We start from the raw sequence: 15,995 nt of genomic DNA, 5'->3' as shown, positions 1-15,995 counted from the left end.
TCCGCCCGCCGCTCGGAACGCCGAAACCGGACACACGAGGAGTGCCGTCGTGGCCCCAGACAGTGGACAGATCTGGCACAGGAACCCGTTCCCGCGCAGCCCGGTCGTGCGCCTGGGGCCGTCGTCCGATCTCCGGGGCGCGACGGTCCGGGGCGCCGATTCGGGCAACGCCCATGTCCGCACCCCGCTGGTCGCCGAGCTGGAGGGGCTCGTCGACGACTACTTCGCGCCGCCCGCCGCGGGCGGCCGGCGTGGTCTGGCCGTCGCCCTGGTGGGCGAGTTCGGCCTCGGCAAGAGCCATGCGCTGCGCCAGGCGTACCAGATGGTGCGCGCGGGGCATCCCGAGGCGGCGATGTGGATCGTGGACGAACCGGCCCAGGACATGGGGCGGCTCTACCGTGACCGGCTGCGCGGCCCCGCCGCCACCCCGCAGGGCCGCCAGGCGTTCGAGGAGCTGGTGCGGGACTACTACGCGTATGTGACGGCCGGCTGGGTCGGCGCCCAGGAGGACGACCCGCGCCAGAGCACCCTGCGGGAGATCGCGGACCGGCTGCGGGACCGCACGCTCGACCCGGACAAGGTGGTGTCGGCGCTGCGCTACGACCCCGAGGTGATCCACGCCGATCTGCGCGGCACGCTGGGCGAGGTCACCGAGCACCGCGGGTTCGCGACCGCGCTCGCGCTGCTGCTGGAGGCGCCGTTCAAGGGGATGGTGTGGCAGTGGCTGGGCGGCGAGGAGCCCGCGGAGCCGTTGCGGGAGCGCGGGGTCACCGAGCCGATCGGCCCGGCGCCGGGCCGGGCGGACACCGCCGCCGGTATCGACCGGGTCTTCGACGCGCTCGCCGTGCAGGGCTTTCTGCACGGCCGGGTCGACGAACCGTACGTACTCCTCCTGGACTCCTTGGAGAAGGTGCTGGACTGGCCGGAGGAGACCCGGCGCACCTTCATGGACGCCTTCGAACGCCTCGTCAACGTCTATACGAGCCATGGCGGTCTGCTGGTGTTCTGCACCTCGGCAAACGGGCTGCGGGCGCTGCGGCCCAGTGTGCACGAGCGGGTGGTGGAGCTGTGGGCGGGCGGCCTGGACGCGGAGCGGACCCGGGAGCTGGTGGCCCGCTACCTCGTCGCGGGCGAGGTGGTGGCCGAGGGGGCGGGGCCGGACACGGGGCCGTTCGGCGAGGAGGCGCTGCGGCTGCTGCACGAGCTGGCCGAGGGTGTGCCCCGCCAGGTTCTCAAGACGTGCCGGGAGGCGTGGTGGCTCAGCGAGGACGAAGAGGGGCTGGTGCGGGAGGTGTCGGGGGCGACGGTGCTGTCGGCGGTGCGACGGCTGCACGAGCGGGTGACGCACCGGCAGGTGATCAACGAGATACACGAGGCACTGGACCTGGGGCAGTGGCGGATCGCCTCACGCGATCCGGTGCCGGCCCGGCTGTCGCGTTCGCCCGGCGGCCCGGAGGAGGTCGTGTACTGGCTGTCGCCCGCCCCGAACGCCTACCTGGCGGTGGTCTACACCCGTTCCGTGCTGATGGCCGACGACGCCGAGCGGATCACCGCCCTGTTGCACGGGCTGCGCAGCGCGGTGCGCCCGGGGCGGTTCGAGGCGCTGCTGGTGGTCAACGGGCTGGTGTCGCACACGATGCAGGACCGGCTGGGGCGCTCCATCGGGTCCCGGCCGGTGGTGTACCGGCAGAGCGGCTTCCCGCAGGGCGTGCACGAGGCGCTGCTGCAGCTGGAGCGGCGGCTGGTGGAGGAGCGGCGCGAGGGTGACCTGGTCGAGCTGGGCGAGCGGATGCGCCGCGATCTGGAGCAGCAGACGGCCCATCTCGACGAAGTGCGCCGCACGTTGGCCGGGATGGGCCTGGAGGCGCGTCCGGGTGTCTCGGCGCCCGCCTCCCCGGTCGTGCGCGAGCCGGTCGGGCAGGAGCTGCCGGGTCCGGTGGGGCGGCGGTTCCGGGACGCGCTGGCGATGCTGGAGGCGGTGACCCGGCGGGTGGCGGGGCGGACCGTGGCCCGCCGCTCCGCCACCACCTCGGCGGAGCTGAGCGTGCTCGGCTGCGCCACGCTCGTGCGGGTGCTGACGGAGCAGTTCCGGGGCGCGGTGACGGAGTGGACCGCCGCGACGGCGGGGGGCGGGCCGACCGAACGTCAGCTCGGTGAACTGCGCCGGATCTGCCGGGAGTACGAGTGCGCGGTCGAGGTGCTGCCGGTCCACCTGCTGGCCGGCGCGGGCCAGCCGCACCCGCTGACCCCCGCCGTCACCGTGGAGGGCCTGGCCGAGGAGGTGTGGGGAACACTCAGCGCGGCAGCAACGCCCTAAGGGGCGCGGGGAACTGCGCGACCAGCCACAACGGCGCCGCAGACACGGCACTACCAGCGGAGCGTCAACGTGGCGGAGTGACTCCCTCCACGGCCTCGGCGAGCAGCGCCAGGCGGCGCTCGGCGTGCTCGACCTGCCGCTGGTCGAGGGTGACGCCCAGCACGAAGCAGCGGGGCGAGGTCCACAGCACGTACACGGCGCCCTCCTGGACGTCGAGGACGAGCCGGTCGAGGGGGGCGCGTCCGGCGACGGGCGGGGCGACGAGGCGGATCGCGTCGGTGAGGCGCACCAGGTGGCCGCGCAGACCGCGGGACAGGTCGCGGTAGGCGGTGCGGCGGGTGCGGACGCTGACGTCTATGAAGCGGGGTCCGAGTTCGTGCGCCTCGAAGACGTCGCCGACGCAGACCAGGGCCCAGTCGCGGTAGTGGCCCGCGTAGTGGAGGTCGGTGGGGTTCAGGGACTGCCGCCACAGGTCCCGGATCCGCTGCTCGTAGGCGGTGTCGGTGGCGGCGGCCGTGCCGAAGTCGATGCGCGGGGCGACCTCCTCGGCCGCCCGCCGGCGGGGCACGGCGGGGTGGGGCTCGGCCCCGGGGTCGCCGCCGGGCAGTTCGTTGGGCAGTGAGTGCACCTCGCGTACCCGGGTGACGAGGCGGTTCATCGTGGCGTCCATGGCCCGTACGCCGTCGGGGCTGTCGTCGGCCGCCGCCGCGAGGAACTCGCCGGGGCGGGCGCGTCCGCCCCACAGGCCGCCGCGCTGGTTGGCCAGCACGGTCCGCATCAGCTCCCCGGTGCCCAGCGGGCGCAGTACGGCGCCGAGGTCCTGGGCGCACAGCAGCAGCCGGCTGCCGGGCAGCTCCTCGCCCAGCGCCTCGTCGCCGGCCTCGGTGACCAGGGCGCTGAGCGGGGCGCGGGTGCCGCGCAGGACGGCGAAGTCGAGGATGCCGTTGCTGAAGTGGCACAGGGAACGTATGGAGGGTGTCGTGGCCACCGCCTCCTCGCACAGCTCGGTGATCCGGCCGTGGCCCTTCACCGTCCAGTGGGACTCCTTCAGCGTCTGGGGGCGCTGGTCTGCGGGTGCTGCCACAGGTGCTCGCCTTTCGGTGGGGTGGCTGCGCTACGGCCGTGCGGGGTGGTCACACGCCGGGCAGCTCCAGGTCGATGTCGTAGCCGGAGGCCGGTGCGGGGCGGGCGGGGCCGGTGCCGGCGAGCCGGTCGAGGTGGGCGCGCACCCGGCGGCCGTCGGGCCGGTCGGCGATCCCCAGGTCGCGCAGCCGGGCCAGCGCGGCCCGGCCGAACTCGGCGGCCTCCTCGGTGCGGCCGGCCGCCGCGAGGGTGACGGCCAGGGAGTTCTCCGCGGCCGCGACCCAGGAGTGGGCGTGGCCCAGCTTGTCGGTGAGGAGGTTGACGGCGCTGCGGCCGTTGGCCTCGGCCAGCCGCAGCTCGCCCGTGGCCCGCAGATAGACCCCGTGCCGCACCTGGCACAGCGCGGTGTACGGGTGGCCGGCGCCGAACATCCTGGCTAGGGCTTCCCCGCACCGCCGGGCCTGCTGCTCGGCGTCCTCGGACTTGCCGAGGGCGTGCAGGTCGGCGGCGTAGCCGAACTGGCAGCGCAGGGTTTCCAGGCGGTCGGCGCCGAGCCGGTTCAGGTAGGTGTTCAGGGCCTGCCGGTCGCGTTCGTGGGCGAGTTCGTGGCCGTAGCGGGGATCCTTCGCGGCGGGGAAGCCGTCGGCGAGGCGGCGTTCGCTGACGGCGAGGCCGACCTCGGTGCGCAGGCGGGCCATGCCGGTGGGGTCGTCGCCCAGCCGGCGCATCCGCCGGCGCAGCAGGTCGTGGGCCTCGCCGTCGCGTCCGGCGGCGCGGTAGAGGTAGGCGAGCGTGTCGGCGCGGCTCCAGGCGGCGGGGTCGTCCGGGCCGCCGACGGCCTGCCGTTGCCGGAAGCGCTTCTGGAGGCGGGTCAGTCCGGCGGAGACCCGGCCGGTGAGCGCCTCGGTGAGGGCGAGGTTGTGCTCCACCTGCATGGTGGTCGGGTGGTTCGCGCCCAGCAGCAGGGTCAGCCCGTCCAGGGCGGGCCGCAGTTCGAGCAGTGCGTCCTCGAAGCGGCCCAGGGCGCGCAGGGTGGCGGCGTAGGAGTCGGCGGACAGCAGGGTGCGCGGGTGGGTGAGGCCGAGGAGGCGGCGGTGGCCGCGCAGGGCTTCCTGGGCGAGTTGGCGGGAGCGGTCGTACTCGCCGCGCAGCCGGTGGGCGCGGGCGGTGAAGTTGAGCAGGCGCAGGTATTCGGGGGCCTGCTCGTCGCCCTCGGCCCGCCACTGGGCGCGGGCCCGGCCGGCGATGTCGAGGAGGCGTTCGAGGTCGGCGGGCTCGGCGCGGGTGCCGAGGGCGCCGAGGTGCCGCAGCAGCGAGCGGCGCACCCGGGGCCGGGGGTCCTCCCACAGGCGCAGCGAGTACACCTCGCGGGCCCAGTCGGCGGGCAGGTCCGGTTTCTCCTGTGGGGCGTACTCGGCGAGGACGCCCCGCAGCACCGACTCGATGTGCCCCCGCTCGCCGGGGTCCATGCGGGCGCGGATCACGTCGCGCAGTCCGTGGTGCTGGGCGAGCGGCTGCTGCTTGCGGTCGAAGTCGACGTCGAGCAGGCCGACCTGGGCGAGGCTCCACAGGGCGACGCTCACCATGTGCTCGTCGGGCAGTTGGACGTCGTCGGGGTGGCGGACCGTGTCCGGTTGCCGGTCGGCGTCGTCGTCGCGGGCCAGTTCGGACAGGATGCGCCGGGAGCGCAGCAGTTCCAGGCCCATGCCGCGGCCGGTGAGCAGGGAGGCGGCGTCCAGCAGCCAGCCGAGGGCGTCGCCGTCGGGGCTCTCGGCACGCCAGGCGGCGGCGCCCGGGGTGGCCTGGGCGAAACGCCGGGCGACCTGGACCATCACCTCGACGGGCGACGCGGCCCGGGTGGTGCGCAGCAGTTCGGTCTTGCCGGCGCGGTGCTCGGCGAGCAGGTCCCGCACGGCCGCGCGGACGGCGGCCTCCGGGGTGAGGTGGTCCTCGCGTCGGTGCAGCGCGGTCCGCTCGGCGAGGCAGCGGGCGGCCAGGTGCAGGGCGTGCGGTACGAGGTCGACGGCGCCGGCGACCTGCCCGGCCTGCTGCGCGGTGATCCCGGGGACCCGGTCGGCGAGCAGCGCGCGGCTCTCCTCGGGGGTCATCGGGGGCATCGCGAGCGGCGTCAGGTGCGGTGGCCGGTCGTCGGCGGGGGCGGTGTCCGGGGCGACGCGGCTGGTGATGAGGACGTGGCCGCGCTCGTGCGGCACGGGCAGCAGGCCGCTCAGTTCGGCGGGGTCGGCGGCACCGTCGTAGACGATGAGCCAGCTGGCCGGGTCGCCGTCGGGGTCGGGGCGGGACAGGCGGGTGAGCAGGCGGGACACGGTCTCCGCGGGCGGGGTGCCGGGCCGGAACCGGTCCTCGGGGGTGCCGGGCCGGGGCTCGGTGGTGCCGAACCGGTCCTCGGGGGTGCCGGGCCGGGGCTCGGTGGTGCCGAACCGGTCCTCGGGGGTGCCGAAGCGGGGCTCGGTGGTGCCGAGCCGTGCGGCCAGCCGGACGAGGCCGCGTTCGGCCCGTCCCCGTTCCCAGGCGCGCACCCACCACACGACGTCGTATCCGGGGCCGTGGCGGTGGCACAGCTCATGGGCGGTGTCGCTCTTGCCCCAGCCGCTGGGGCCGTGCAGCACCAGGCAGGCGCCGTCCCGGCCGGCGGTGCGCAGTTGCTCGTCGAGGGTGGCGATGAGGTCGTCGCGGCCGGTGAAGGAGCGGTTGCGCGGCCCTACGTTGGTGGTCTCCGGCAGCCGCGGGAAACGGGTGCCGGCCGGGGGGTCGCCGGGGGCGACGGTGCCGAGGCCGAGGCCGGTGCAGAGGAGCCGGAGCGCCTCGTCCTCGGTGGTGCCGCGCAGGTCGATGCGCTCGTGGTGGGCGGTCTCGGTGTGCGGGAACTCCTCGTCGACGAGCACGATGCGCACGTCGGTGTGGGAGAGCGCGCCGATCTGGGCGAGCAGGGTGTCGTCGGCGTCGTCCGGTGCGAGGAACAGCAGGGCCGTGCCGTGGTCGGGCCGCTCGCCGGCGTAGGTGTCGGCCCTGCGCAGGTCGGTGCGTACGCCCTGGGCGGCGAGCCGGTCGCGCAGCCAGGCCGCCCAGTGGGCGTGCCGTACGGAGTGGACGACGGTGACGTCGGTGAGGCGGGGGACGCGGTGGGCGCGCAGCCAGTCGGCGAGCCGCTCGTAGTACGGGCGCAGCCCGGCCACCGTGCCGGCCCCCTCGGTCTCGACGGCGAGGCTGCGGCTGTCCTGGTACATCGGGTTGTACGGGATCTCCAGCAGCGGCACGTCCCGCTCGCCGTGCGCCTCGGCGAACCGGCGGAACCTGCGGCGGGCCCGCTCGCGTGCCTCCCGCAGCCGGTCGTGGACGCCGACGTCGCTCTTCAGGCCGAGGGTGAGCAGCCGGGTGGGCCGCCCGGCGTGGCGGGTGGTCAGGTCCTCGGCGAGGGCGGCGGCGCCGTCGATGGACCAGGCGGTCATCGCGAAGCAGAAGACGAGCGAGTCGGCGAACGCGACCGCCCGCGCCGGTTCGGTCGGCTCGGGGCTGTTCGGGACCGGGGCCTCGATCAGGACGTGGTCGTAGGCCCGGGCGACCGGGTCGTCGGCGAGCGCGGCGAGCGCCTGTCCGTCGCCGGCGACGAAGGTGCGTACCTGGCCGGGGGCGGGTGGGGGGAGCGGCTGTGGGCCTCGGCCGTCGGAGCGTTCGCCGGTGCGGCCTTCGGAGCGTCCGTCGATGCGTCCGTCGATGCGTCCGTCGATGCGTCCGTCGGTACGGCCGTCGACGAGGAGGACGCTGCGGCCGGCCTCGGTGAGGATGTCCGCGGTGTTGCGCAGCGTGGTGCTCAGGCCGAGGTTGCCGGAGGTGGCGAGGAAGACGGCGAACGGGCCTGGGCGGTGGGGTGAGTTGACCTCTGGCATGACCTCTCCGCTCAGCGCGGCGCGACGGGGGACGGTGGCGTGGCGGGGGACGGCCGGCCGTGAGGCGCCCGCACAGCATCCCCACGAAGTCGGATAAACCGGGCATTCGGCGCCGCCAGTATAGGGAGAGCGCGGGTCCGCGTCCCGCGCCTCACGGCGTGCTCTCCTTGTGCCCCGTGACGAACGGGTCGCCCTCGGCGCAGCTGTCGTACACCCGCCGCAGGGTCTCACCGAACACGGTGCCGGGCAGGGCGGCGACGTCCTCCGGCGACAGAGCGGAGATGTCGAGCACGGGCGACTCGACCTCGGGGACCGCGCCCTCGTCAACTGTCATGGTGCTCCGCTCCACGGGTCCGGGGATGACATGACAGGTCTGCGGTTTCAGCGTAACTCCGCGGGGCAGCCGTACGGCAGCCGTGCGAGGCTCCGAATGGCCGCCAACTGGGCTTTGTCCGGCGCTTGTTGACGCCGTTGGCTCATTAGCGATGTTGACGCTGCACGCACGGCGAACGAATACTGGTCGAACAGAGTGCGCCACCGACCGCGCCCGCCGAGGTCCGCGGCGTACGCCCTCGGGGGGAAGCGGATGAGTCGACCGCCACTGCGCCACGCCGAGCCGCCCTGGCCGAGGGCCCACGACGTGACGGTACGCCAGGCAGCGGGCTGGACCCCTCTCCCCTTCCACTCCTTCGTCCTGAAGGTGCACAGCCGCTGCGACCTGGCCTGCGACTACTGCTACATGTACCGCTCCCACGACCGGAGTTGGCGCCGTCAGCCGCGCACGATGGCACCGGGCACCGTGCGGCGCGCGGCCGAGCGGATCGCCGAGCACCTGTCCGCCCACGGGGTGACCGAGGCGGGTGTGGTGCTGCACGGGGGCGAGCCGCTGCTCATGGGCGACGAGGCACTGGCCCACACGGTCCACTCTCTGCGCAAGGCGGTCGGCACCGATGTACGACTGCACCTGTCCGTACAGACCAACGGGATACGGCTGACCGACGAACGGCTTGCCCTGTGCGGGGAGTTGGGCCTGCGCATCGGGGTGAGCACCGACGGCGGGCGCGCCGCCCACGACCGGCACCGGCGCGGCGCCGACGGACGCGGCAGCCACGCCCGGGTGAGCGCGGCGCTCGCCCTGCTGTCGAGCGAGCGCCACCGCCACCTGTTCGGCGGCCTGCTGTGCACCATCGACCTGCGCAACGACCCGGTGCGCACGTACGAGGACCTGCTCGTGCACGCCCCGCCCGCCCTCGATCTCCTCCTCCCGCTCGGCACCTGGCACACCCCGCCGCCGGGCCTCGACCCGAGCGGCCGGCGCACGCCGTACGCGGACTGGCTGTGGGCGGTCTTCGAGCGCTGGTACGGGGCCCCGGTCAAGGAGACCGGTGTGCGCCTCCTGGACGACCTGACGGCACTGCTCCTCGGCGCCTCACCGCGCACCGAGGCACTGGGCCTGTCCCCCGTGCGCTACGCGGTGGTCGACACCGACGGCTCCCTCACCCAGGACGACGCCCTGCGCACGGCCTACGACGGCGCCGCCGCCACCGGCCTCGACATCTGGCACCACTCCTTCGACGCGCTGCTCCTCCACCCCGGCGTCGCGGCCCGCCAGTGGGGCCCCGACGCACTGTGCGCCCACTGCCGAACCTGCCCCCTGCACCGCATCTGCGGCGCCGGCCACTACGCCACCCGCTACCACCCCACCACCGGCTTCGCCAACCCGACCGTGTACTGCGCCGACGTGGCGGAACTGATCCGCCGGGTACGGGGCCGGTTGGAGGCGGACCTGGGGCGTGTGGGGCGGGGTGGGGGGATGGGGGGTTCGGGTGTGGGGGCCGGGGATGCGGGGTCCGTGTGCGCGGGGCTGGGCGTGGCGGGCGTGCGTACGGATCCGGGCAGGGCAACGAGCGACCCGGCCGCAACCCCGAGGCACGCGGACCCGGGGCACGCGGACCCGGGCGCGGCAACGAGCGACCCGGCCCCGACCCCGACAAGCGCGCCCCTGGAGCACTCGGGGTCGGGTGCGAGGGCGGTGGGTGTAAGGCTGCTGGGCGTGGGGCGGGGGGCGAACGGATCGTGGGGCGGTAGGGCGATGCCTGGGGAGGTGGGATGACGCCGGTGCCGCACCGTATGCCGGGCGGGTTGTTCGACGCGGTCGCCGCGGGGGGTGGCGGGGCCGAGGCCCTGGGGTTCCTGGCCCGTGCCGAGCACAGCAGGCGCCTGGCCTGCGCCTACGCCGTGACGCTCACCGCCCGGGACCTCGGGGGCGCGGTGGCCGAGCGGGTCGATCACGCCTGGGATCTGCTCACCGCCGCCGCCCACGAGGACCCCGTGGCGGCGGCGGCCGTCCTGACCCATCCGGCGGCGGGCCCCGCCCTGTTCGGCCTGCTGGCCCGGCTGATGCGCGAGGGCGAACAGGACGACGTACCCGTGCGGTGGTTCACCGCGCTGGCCGCGTCGGCGGCGGTCCGCGCCGGGCTTCCCGGTCGGGTGGAGTGGCCGGTGGACGGGCCCTGGGTCGCACTGCCGTCGCTCGGCCGAGCCCACTTCCCCGGCGCAGGACCGGGTGACCGGGCCCGCGTACGGGTCGACACGGACGGCCGCGCTCTGCTCACCGTTGCCGGAACGTCCGCGTCCGCTGCCCGCGTGGACGGACCGGTGCGGGTACCGCCCCCCGAGGAGTCGTACGGCGGTACGGACCCCTGGCAGGGCGCCCATCTGCTGACCGCCCTGGACGGCGGCGCCCCCCTGCTGCTCGACGTCATGGACCAGCCGTACTTCCCGAACGCCGCGCCCCACCCGCAGAGCCTCGCGGCCGGGGAGGCGCGCCATTGGGCGGTGGTGGCACGGGACGCCTGCGCGCTGCTGCGCGCGAACCATCCGGAGGTGTACGAGGAACTGGCGGCGGGCCGCTGGCTGCTGGTGCCGCTCACGAACCGCGGCACGGGCCAGGCCAGCGGCAGCAGCGCGGAGGCGTTCGGCTGCGTCGCGCTGTCCCGTCCGACGACCGCGACGATGTTCGCGGTGACCCTGGCGCACGAGCTGCAGCACAACAAGCTGGCGGCACTGCTCCACCTGTTCGACCTCCTCGAACCGGGCGGCACCGAGCGGTTCTACGCCCCCTGGCGCCCCGACCCCCGGCCGCTGCTCGGCCTCCTCCACGGCGCGTACGCGCATCTGGGCGTGGCCCGGTTCTGGAACCGCCGCCGGGAGACGGAGCCGGACCCGGAGCTGCGGGCCACCGCGGACGTGCAGTTCGCGCGCTGGCGCCTGGCCGCGCACGAGGCGACCCTCGTCATCCTGGCCTCGGACCGCCTGACCGGCCTCGGCCGGCGCTTCACCGAACACATGCTGACCACGCTGGACGCCCTGTGCCGCCTGCCGGTCCCCGCCCCCGCCGTGCACCGCGCCCAATCCGCGGCCCACGCCCACCGCACCGCCTGGCACGCCCGCAACGGCGACACGGAACGGGTCCTGCCGGTGTGACAGCCCATCGGGCTCGGGGGGCTACGACCGCGACCTGTTCAAGAAGGTGGAGCCGCCTGGTCGTCAGCTGTCCGCGGGGCGTTCGAGTGCCACCTTGGGCAGCCGACGGGACAGCGGGGCGGGCAGCCACCAGGCCCACTTGCCGAGCAGTTGCATGGCGGCCGGGACTATCAGGCAGCGGATGACCAGTGCGTCCACCAGGATCGCCACGGCGAGGCCGAGGCCGAACTGCTGGAATTCCGGCGGCAGCCCCGACGAGCACGCCGAAGAGCGCGGCCGTGGCCCGCCCGGGAAAGGGGGGTGCGTTCATGGCCTCGATCGTGCCTGCGCGGCGGGGGCCACATCGTCGGCCTGCGGCCGACACCGGGTGTACCCCCGGGGATGTACGGTGCGGCCGTGCCGTACCCCAGGAGTTGCGAGGAGGCCGCGGCCAACCGTTCGCCGTTCCCGGCCTTCGGTCCTTCCGGCCTAGTCCGCCAGCCAACCCGGGCTGACCAGGCCGGACTCGTACGCCAGCACGACGACCTGCGACCTGTCCCGCGCCCCCAGCTTCGACAGGATCCGGCTGACATGCGTCTTCGCCGTCGACGGCGACAGCACGAGCCGCGCCGCGATCTCGTCGTTCGTGAGCCCCGAAGCCACCAGCCGCATGACCTCCCGCTCTCGATCGGTCAGGACATCGAGCCGGGGATCCGGCTCCGGGCCCTTCACCCGGCCCGCGAACTCGGCGATGAGTCGCCGGGTGACGGACGGACTGATCAGCGCATCACCCCGGGCGGCAACCCGCACCGCCCGCAGCAGTTCCTCCGGCTCCGTGTCCTTCACCAGGAAGCCCGTCGCACCGGCGCGCAGCGCCCCGTACACGTAGTCGTCCAGATCGAAGGTCGTCAGGATGACCACCTTCACCGACGCCAGCCGCTCATCCCCGGCGATCGCCCGGGAGGCTTCCAGACCGTCCATCCCCGGCATCCGGATGTCCATCAGGACCACATCGGGGCGGAGTTCGCGGCAGGCCGAGACCGCGGCCTGCCCGTCCGCGGTCTCCCCCACCACCTCCATGTCGTCCTCGTCCTCCAGGATCGACCGGAACCCGGCCCTGACGAGCCGCTGGTCATCCGCCCGCCACGATCGGCACGACGACCAGTGGACCGTCGGTGTCGCTCAGCAGGTAGTAGCCGCCCGTGGCCAACGCCGTGGACCAGCCCACCGCCACGGGACACCGGCGCCGGAACAGCAGTGCCCCGCACACCGCGACGATCAGCGGCCATGACGCGACGAGCGAGGGCGTCAAGCCCTCCCCGCCCCTCAGCAGCTGCCCTTCCGCGAGCGCCACCAGCACGAACGTCCCCAAGGCCAGCGCCGCGTCGGCGCGGGCGCCACGGGGCAGCCGTAACCGGATCGGGGGGTGAGGAGGCACGCGTCCATTCTGCCCGCGACGTCAATCAATGGAAGGACGGAACCATGGCGGATCCATCCCGCTGGAGTGGCTCGACCGGCTGAGCGCGGTCGCGGTCTCCATGGGCCGGGGGCGGCGGGACGGCCTGGGCGATGGCCCTGGCGGCGCTCCGCACCGCGCGAGCCGAAGTCCGCAAGGCCACGCAGCCGACCGTGGCCCAGTTGCCCAAGAAGCACCGAGCCCCCCACCGCTCATCCGTTTACAACTTGCCCGTCCTCATATCCGCACTGCTCTTGGGATCGCCGAGTCGAGACTCCGGTTCTCCGGCTGAACCGCGCGTCGAGCGGGCGCGGGCGGCCGGGACCACCGCGCAGCGTGAAGTCCCCCTCCGGTGAAGGGGATTGTCTCGTTCGGCTGTTCGTAACGCGTTGATCACGTTCCGCCGATCCGATCACCATCGTGCATCCCTTCGTGTGGACCATGAAGGTGAACCTCCAGTGATTCGCACGGGGGTGCTAGGGAAAGGCAATCGGATGAGATTCGCCATCCGGCGTTCGGGCACGGCCGCGGCCGCGTTCCTGCTCGCCTGTGGGGGGCTGACCACCCTGGCGGCCACACCTGCGCACGCCGTTGACTTCGCGTGTACCTACCAGAGCAAGACGTTCTCTACGCCCGGCGACAACACGTTCGTTGAGATCGATCTGTGTATCCGGAGGGTCGCTGACGGCTACGAGGCCACCGCCGACGTGGACTGGTTCAACGGCGGTACCAGCAGTGTCGACGGCAACCGGAAGTTCGACCGGTTCGAGGTCCAGGTACGAGTGGAGCAGCGTGTCGACGGCTCGGACGTCGTCAAGGGCAGCCGCACCTGCGACATGCAGTTCAGCATCAACACCTCGCCGCGGTACGGCCAGATCTGCTCCAAGTTCGTCACCCACGACCGGACTGCCAAGTGGAGCGCGGACGGAAAGGTTGTCTACGACATCGACCGCGACGGTGAGGGCGCCTACACGTGGCAGCTGACCGGCTCGCCGCTGATCGACTGACCGGCCGCCGGCCGGCATGACAAGGGCGGGTCCCGGTGGGCCCGCCCTCTCCCGCTTCCTGGACGGCGGCCGTCGCCGTCTCACGAATGACGGCGCTGACGAGACGCCAGGCCCCGCCGGACAAGCCCCGGCAGCAACCGCCCCCGACGTCAACAACAGCGGCACCCAGGCCCGGAAGCCGGGAGCGGTCAGCGAGAGCGGCGCAGACGACGACGGCACGACACGGAGGGAAGGCACCACAGGTTCCGGCACCGGAACCGCGCTCCTCGACCAGTCCGCCATCACCAGCGGCGAGCACGCCGGCGCAAGCCAGCCGGACGACCGCGACCAGGGACCTCACAACGATCAGGGGGCGCATCGGCGTTCAGCCGATCCGCGAACTCTGCCTTCCCGGCAAGCCGTCCTAGCAGCAGGAAGGTTCATCCGCGACCAGCCAAGACACGACGCAAGGGGGCCCGCTACGGGCCCCCGGTTCAGCGTGTTCGGCCATCGGAGTGGGGTGATTTCACTTCGAGCGAGCACCGGCCGAGCCAATGATCTTGAAGGACGCAAAGAGGCCCCCGCCGAAGCAGGGGCCCTGTCGTTTGCGCTGGTCAAACGGTTCTGCACGCGTGGTGCGTGGGTGGGGCGGGTGGGACTCGAACCCACGGCCGACGGATCATGAGTCCTTCGAGGATCTTGGCGGCCCTTGCGTTGCTGCGCCGATTCTTGGCGCATCCGGCGCTGGGTCTTCCGGCGTGCCGTGTGGAGGATGAATCTCCCACCGGGACCGGCTCCCGCCTGGTGGCGGTCGAAGAGCGGCTCCGCGTACAGCTTGAGGCCAAGCGGATGGCGTCTCAGGGATAGGAGACCACCGTGGACGGGATGGTCGATGTGCCTGATGTCGGGGCCCCGGTGTCGTTGATGACGTGCTCGTACTGGCCGTTGCCGCCGAGTGAGACGACCAGGAGGTGGTGGAATTTCACGCCCTGTGTGTTCGGGGCAACGAAACCGTTGTGCTGGACGATGGTCGGGGCGACGTTGTAGTTGCAGTAGCTGCCGAGCCCCCATCCCTCGTGCGTGGTCACCGAGTCGGCCACTTTGTAGGCCGCGTAGCCGTTGATGGAGCCGTTCTGGATGGCCGCCTGGTTCGGGGCGTCATACGCTTTCTCGTTCTGGAAGAAAATGGTGCGGCCGCGCTCTCCGTTCCATTGCACGTCGTACTTGTTGAAGTGCTCGACGAACAGGCCGGTGGCGAGGACGTCGTCGCCGTTCACGACGACGCCGTAGTCGGCCCGGTTGGTCTCCCAGCCGACGCCGTCACCGTGGTCGGCGCGCCAGAGCCAGGTGTGGTCGATGATGGTGTGACGGCTGTTGATCACCATGCTGGTGGTCGCCTTGCCGGGGCCGGTTCCACCGATGCGGATGAACACGTCCTGCACGGTGATCGGGTTGGCGCTGTGGCCGGCCGAGCAGCCGGGTTCGCCGACTTCGAGCAGGGTGGAGGAGTTGACCGGCCCGGCGTCGATGAGGAAGCCGGCCAGGCGCACCCCGTCGACGTCGGCGACTTTGAGGGCGGTGACCCCGTTGTTCGGGATCAGGGTGGCGTAGCCGAGTCCGAGCACCACCGTGTTGGCCCGCCTGACGCGGACCGGCTCATCGAGGTGATAGATCCCCGGGGTGAGCAGCAGGTGGAGTCCCTGGGCGAGTGCCCGATTGAGTGTGGCCGCAGTGACACCGGGCCTGGCCACGTAGAACCGCGACAAGGGCAGTGAGGTACCTCGCGGCGTGCCATTGCCCCAGCTGACACCGCGGGCGTTGGTGCGCTTCGCGGGCAGGAAGACCCGGTACTCGTTTCGCCGTAGGTAGAGGAACGGCTTCTCCCGTGAGATGGGGGTCGTGTCGAGTGTGGTGTAGGGCGGGTTGGGGAAGCTCTGCGCGGGTGCGCCCTGGACGCCGGAGAACACCATGTTCCACACGGCGTTGAGCCAGCTGCCGATGACGCTGTCGCGGGTGTACCACTGCTGCTGGGAGTACGGTCCGACGTGGCCGTCGATGCGGCTGTCGGCGATGTAGCCGCCGCTGGCCCAGCCGTAGCCGGTGGGGGCGAGATCGAGGTTCCCGCGGACGTGCATGCGCCGGAAGGGCGCCGCCTGGGAGACCGCCCAGCGGTTCGTGCCGTTGGCCGGTACCACCGCGAGGTTCTCGGCGGACCGCCAGAAGTTCGACGTGGCCTTGCCGCCGTTCCATTCGGCGTCGACGGTGATGTCCCCGTTGATGGTCGTCTCGTCGGGAGTCAGCCCGAGGCCGGCGATGGAGGTGTGGAACCCGATCTGGGCGTTGAGGCCGTTGTATGTGCCGGGCTTGAACAGGAACGCGTAGCGGCCGGTGCCGAATTCGTCCGCCTCCTGATGTTCGAATACCTCGTCCAGTTTCGTCTGGATGCCGGGGGTGGACGGGTCGAGGACGATGACGTTCGGGCCGAGATCGCCGCCGCCGGGCAGGGGCCGCGGCGGCTTGGTCTGGGGGGCGGCTGACGCCGGCACGGGAAGGGTCAGGGCCGCGGTGGCCGCGGCGCCTGCCGCTCCGAGAACGGTGCGACGGGCGACGGCTGGACGTCCGGGCGAGGAGGAGTTCGAGGCAGGGGGCATGGAGCTTTCTCCCGGTTTGAGGATGTGAGCGAGCGAGGTGGTGGAGAGCGCGCTTTCAGGTCGAATGGTTCATTCGGGAACGGCAGGAAGGCGGCGTGGCGGGACTGGAGATCGTGGGGGTGTCGTCCT

At 73.0% G+C, this 15,995-nt stretch carries 10 protein-coding genes and 1 pseudogene; 4 read left to right on the top strand and 7 right to left on the bottom strand.

Annotated elements, in window-relative coordinates; all coding sequences use genetic code 11:
• Nucleotides 1-49 precede the first annotated feature (49 nt).
• Entirely contained in the window at nucleotides 50-2,317 is a 2,268-nt protein-coding gene (locus tag ACH5AC_RS11895) for a hypothetical protein (RefSeq protein ID WP_398861574.1), read from the top strand.
• Nucleotides 2,318-2,381: 64 nt separating this feature from the next.
• Here ACH5AC_RS11895 and ACH5AC_RS11890 read toward each other — a convergent pair whose 3' ends face one another.
• From ACH5AC_RS11890 to fxsA, 3 genes are all read right to left on the bottom strand, one after another.
• Nucleotides 2,382-3,401: a hypothetical protein gene (locus ACH5AC_RS11890; RefSeq protein WP_398861573.1), complete on the bottom strand. Its 1,020-nt coding sequence runs from the start codon at nucleotides 3,399-3,401 to the stop codon at nucleotides 2,382-2,384.
• A 49-nt stretch (nucleotides 3,402-3,450) separates the two neighbouring features.
• Nucleotides 3,451-7,308, bottom strand: a complete 3,858-nt coding sequence (gene fxsT, locus ACH5AC_RS11885; RefSeq protein ID WP_398861572.1) for an FxSxx-COOH system tetratricopeptide repeat protein — start codon at nucleotides 7,306-7,308, stop codon at nucleotides 3,451-3,453.
• Nucleotides 7,309-7,459: 151 nt separating this feature from the next.
• Nucleotides 7,460-7,642, bottom strand: coding sequence for an FxSxx-COOH cyclophane-containing RiPP peptide (gene fxsA, locus ACH5AC_RS11880; protein ID WP_398861571.1), 183 nt, complete (start codon nucleotides 7,640-7,642; stop codon nucleotides 7,460-7,462).
• A 252-nt stretch (nucleotides 7,643-7,894) separates the two neighbouring features.
• Here fxsA and ACH5AC_RS11875 point away from each other — a divergent pair, with 252 nt between their 5' ends.
• Nucleotides 7,895-9,421, top strand: a complete 1,527-nt coding sequence (locus ACH5AC_RS11875; RefSeq protein ID WP_398861570.1) for an FxsB family cyclophane-forming radical SAM/SPASM peptide maturase — start codon at nucleotides 7,895-7,897, stop codon at nucleotides 9,419-9,421.
• Nucleotides 9,418-10,794: an HEXXH motif domain-containing protein gene (locus tag ACH5AC_RS11870; RefSeq protein ID WP_398861569.1), complete on the top strand. Its 1,377-nt coding sequence runs from the start codon at nucleotides 9,418-9,420 to the stop codon at nucleotides 10,792-10,794. Before ACH5AC_RS11875 ends, ACH5AC_RS11870 begins: the two co-directional genes overlap by 4 nt.
• A gap of 63 nt (nucleotides 10,795-10,857) precedes the next feature.
• Here ACH5AC_RS11870 and ACH5AC_RS11865 read toward each other — a convergent pair.
• The 3 genes and pseudogenes from ACH5AC_RS11865 to ACH5AC_RS11855 all read right to left on the bottom strand — a co-directional run.
• Nucleotides 10,858-11,028 (bottom strand): annotated as a pseudogene (locus tag ACH5AC_RS11865) (MMPL family transporter); the annotation flags it as partial.
• 234 nt (nucleotides 11,029-11,262) lie between these two features.
• Complete coding sequence (locus ACH5AC_RS11860; protein ID WP_398861568.1) at nucleotides 11,263-11,853, bottom strand: response regulator; 591 nt, start codon at nucleotides 11,851-11,853, stop codon at nucleotides 11,263-11,265.
• Nucleotides 11,854-11,905: 52 nt separating this feature from the next.
• On the bottom strand, nucleotides 11,906-12,211 hold the full coding sequence (locus ACH5AC_RS11855) for a hypothetical protein (RefSeq protein WP_398861567.1): 306 nt from the start codon (nucleotides 12,209-12,211) through the stop codon (nucleotides 11,906-11,908).
• Between the two features lie 512 nt (nucleotides 12,212-12,723).
• Here ACH5AC_RS11855 and ACH5AC_RS11850 point away from each other — a divergent pair.
• Entirely contained in the window at nucleotides 12,724-13,236 is a 513-nt protein-coding gene (locus tag ACH5AC_RS11850; RefSeq protein ID WP_398861566.1) for a hypothetical protein, read from the top strand.
• A gap of 836 nt (nucleotides 13,237-14,072) precedes the next feature.
• Here the strand turns inward: ACH5AC_RS11850 and ACH5AC_RS11845 are convergent.
• The gene (locus ACH5AC_RS11845) at nucleotides 14,073-15,866 is read right to left on the bottom strand and encodes a coagulation factor 5/8 type domain-containing protein (protein ID WP_398861565.1); all 1,794 of its coding nucleotides are present in this window, start codon (nucleotides 15,864-15,866) and stop codon (nucleotides 14,073-14,075) included.
• Nucleotides 15,867-15,995 lie beyond the last annotated feature (129 nt).

It is taken from the genome of Streptomyces sp. NPDC018693, assembly GCF_044391385.1.
Taxonomy (GTDB): Bacteria; Actinomycetota; Actinomycetes; order Streptomycetales; family Streptomycetaceae; genus Streptomyces.
This window is presented reverse-complemented; position numbering and strand designations above follow the sequence as displayed.

Bases quoted from the DNA above. Each gene is read 5' to 3' on its own strand.
- fxsT (WP_398861572.1), bottom strand. From the start codon at position 7,308: ATGCCAGAGGTCAACTCACCCCACCGCCCAGGCCCGTTCGCCGTCTTC.
- fxsA (WP_398861571.1), bottom strand. From the start codon at position 7,642: ATGACAGTTGACGAGGGCGCGGTCCCCGAGGTCGAGTCGCCCGTGCTC.
- ACH5AC_RS11875 (WP_398861570.1), top strand. From the start codon at position 7,895: ATGAGTCGACCGCCACTGCGCCACGCCGAGCCGCCCTGGCCGAGGGCC.
- ACH5AC_RS11870 (WP_398861569.1), top strand. From the start codon at position 9,418: ATGACGCCGGTGCCGCACCGTATGCCGGGCGGGTTGTTCGACGCGGTC.
- ACH5AC_RS11860 (WP_398861568.1), bottom strand. From the start codon at position 11,853: ATGGAGGTGGTGGGGGAGACCGCGGACGGGCAGGCCGCGGTCTCGGCC.
- ACH5AC_RS11850 (WP_398861566.1), top strand. From the start codon at position 12,724: ATGAGATTCGCCATCCGGCGTTCGGGCACGGCCGCGGCCGCGTTCCTG.
- ACH5AC_RS11845 (WP_398861565.1), bottom strand. From the start codon at position 15,866: ATGCCCCCTGCCTCGAACTCCTCCTCGCCCGGACGTCCAGCCGTCGCC.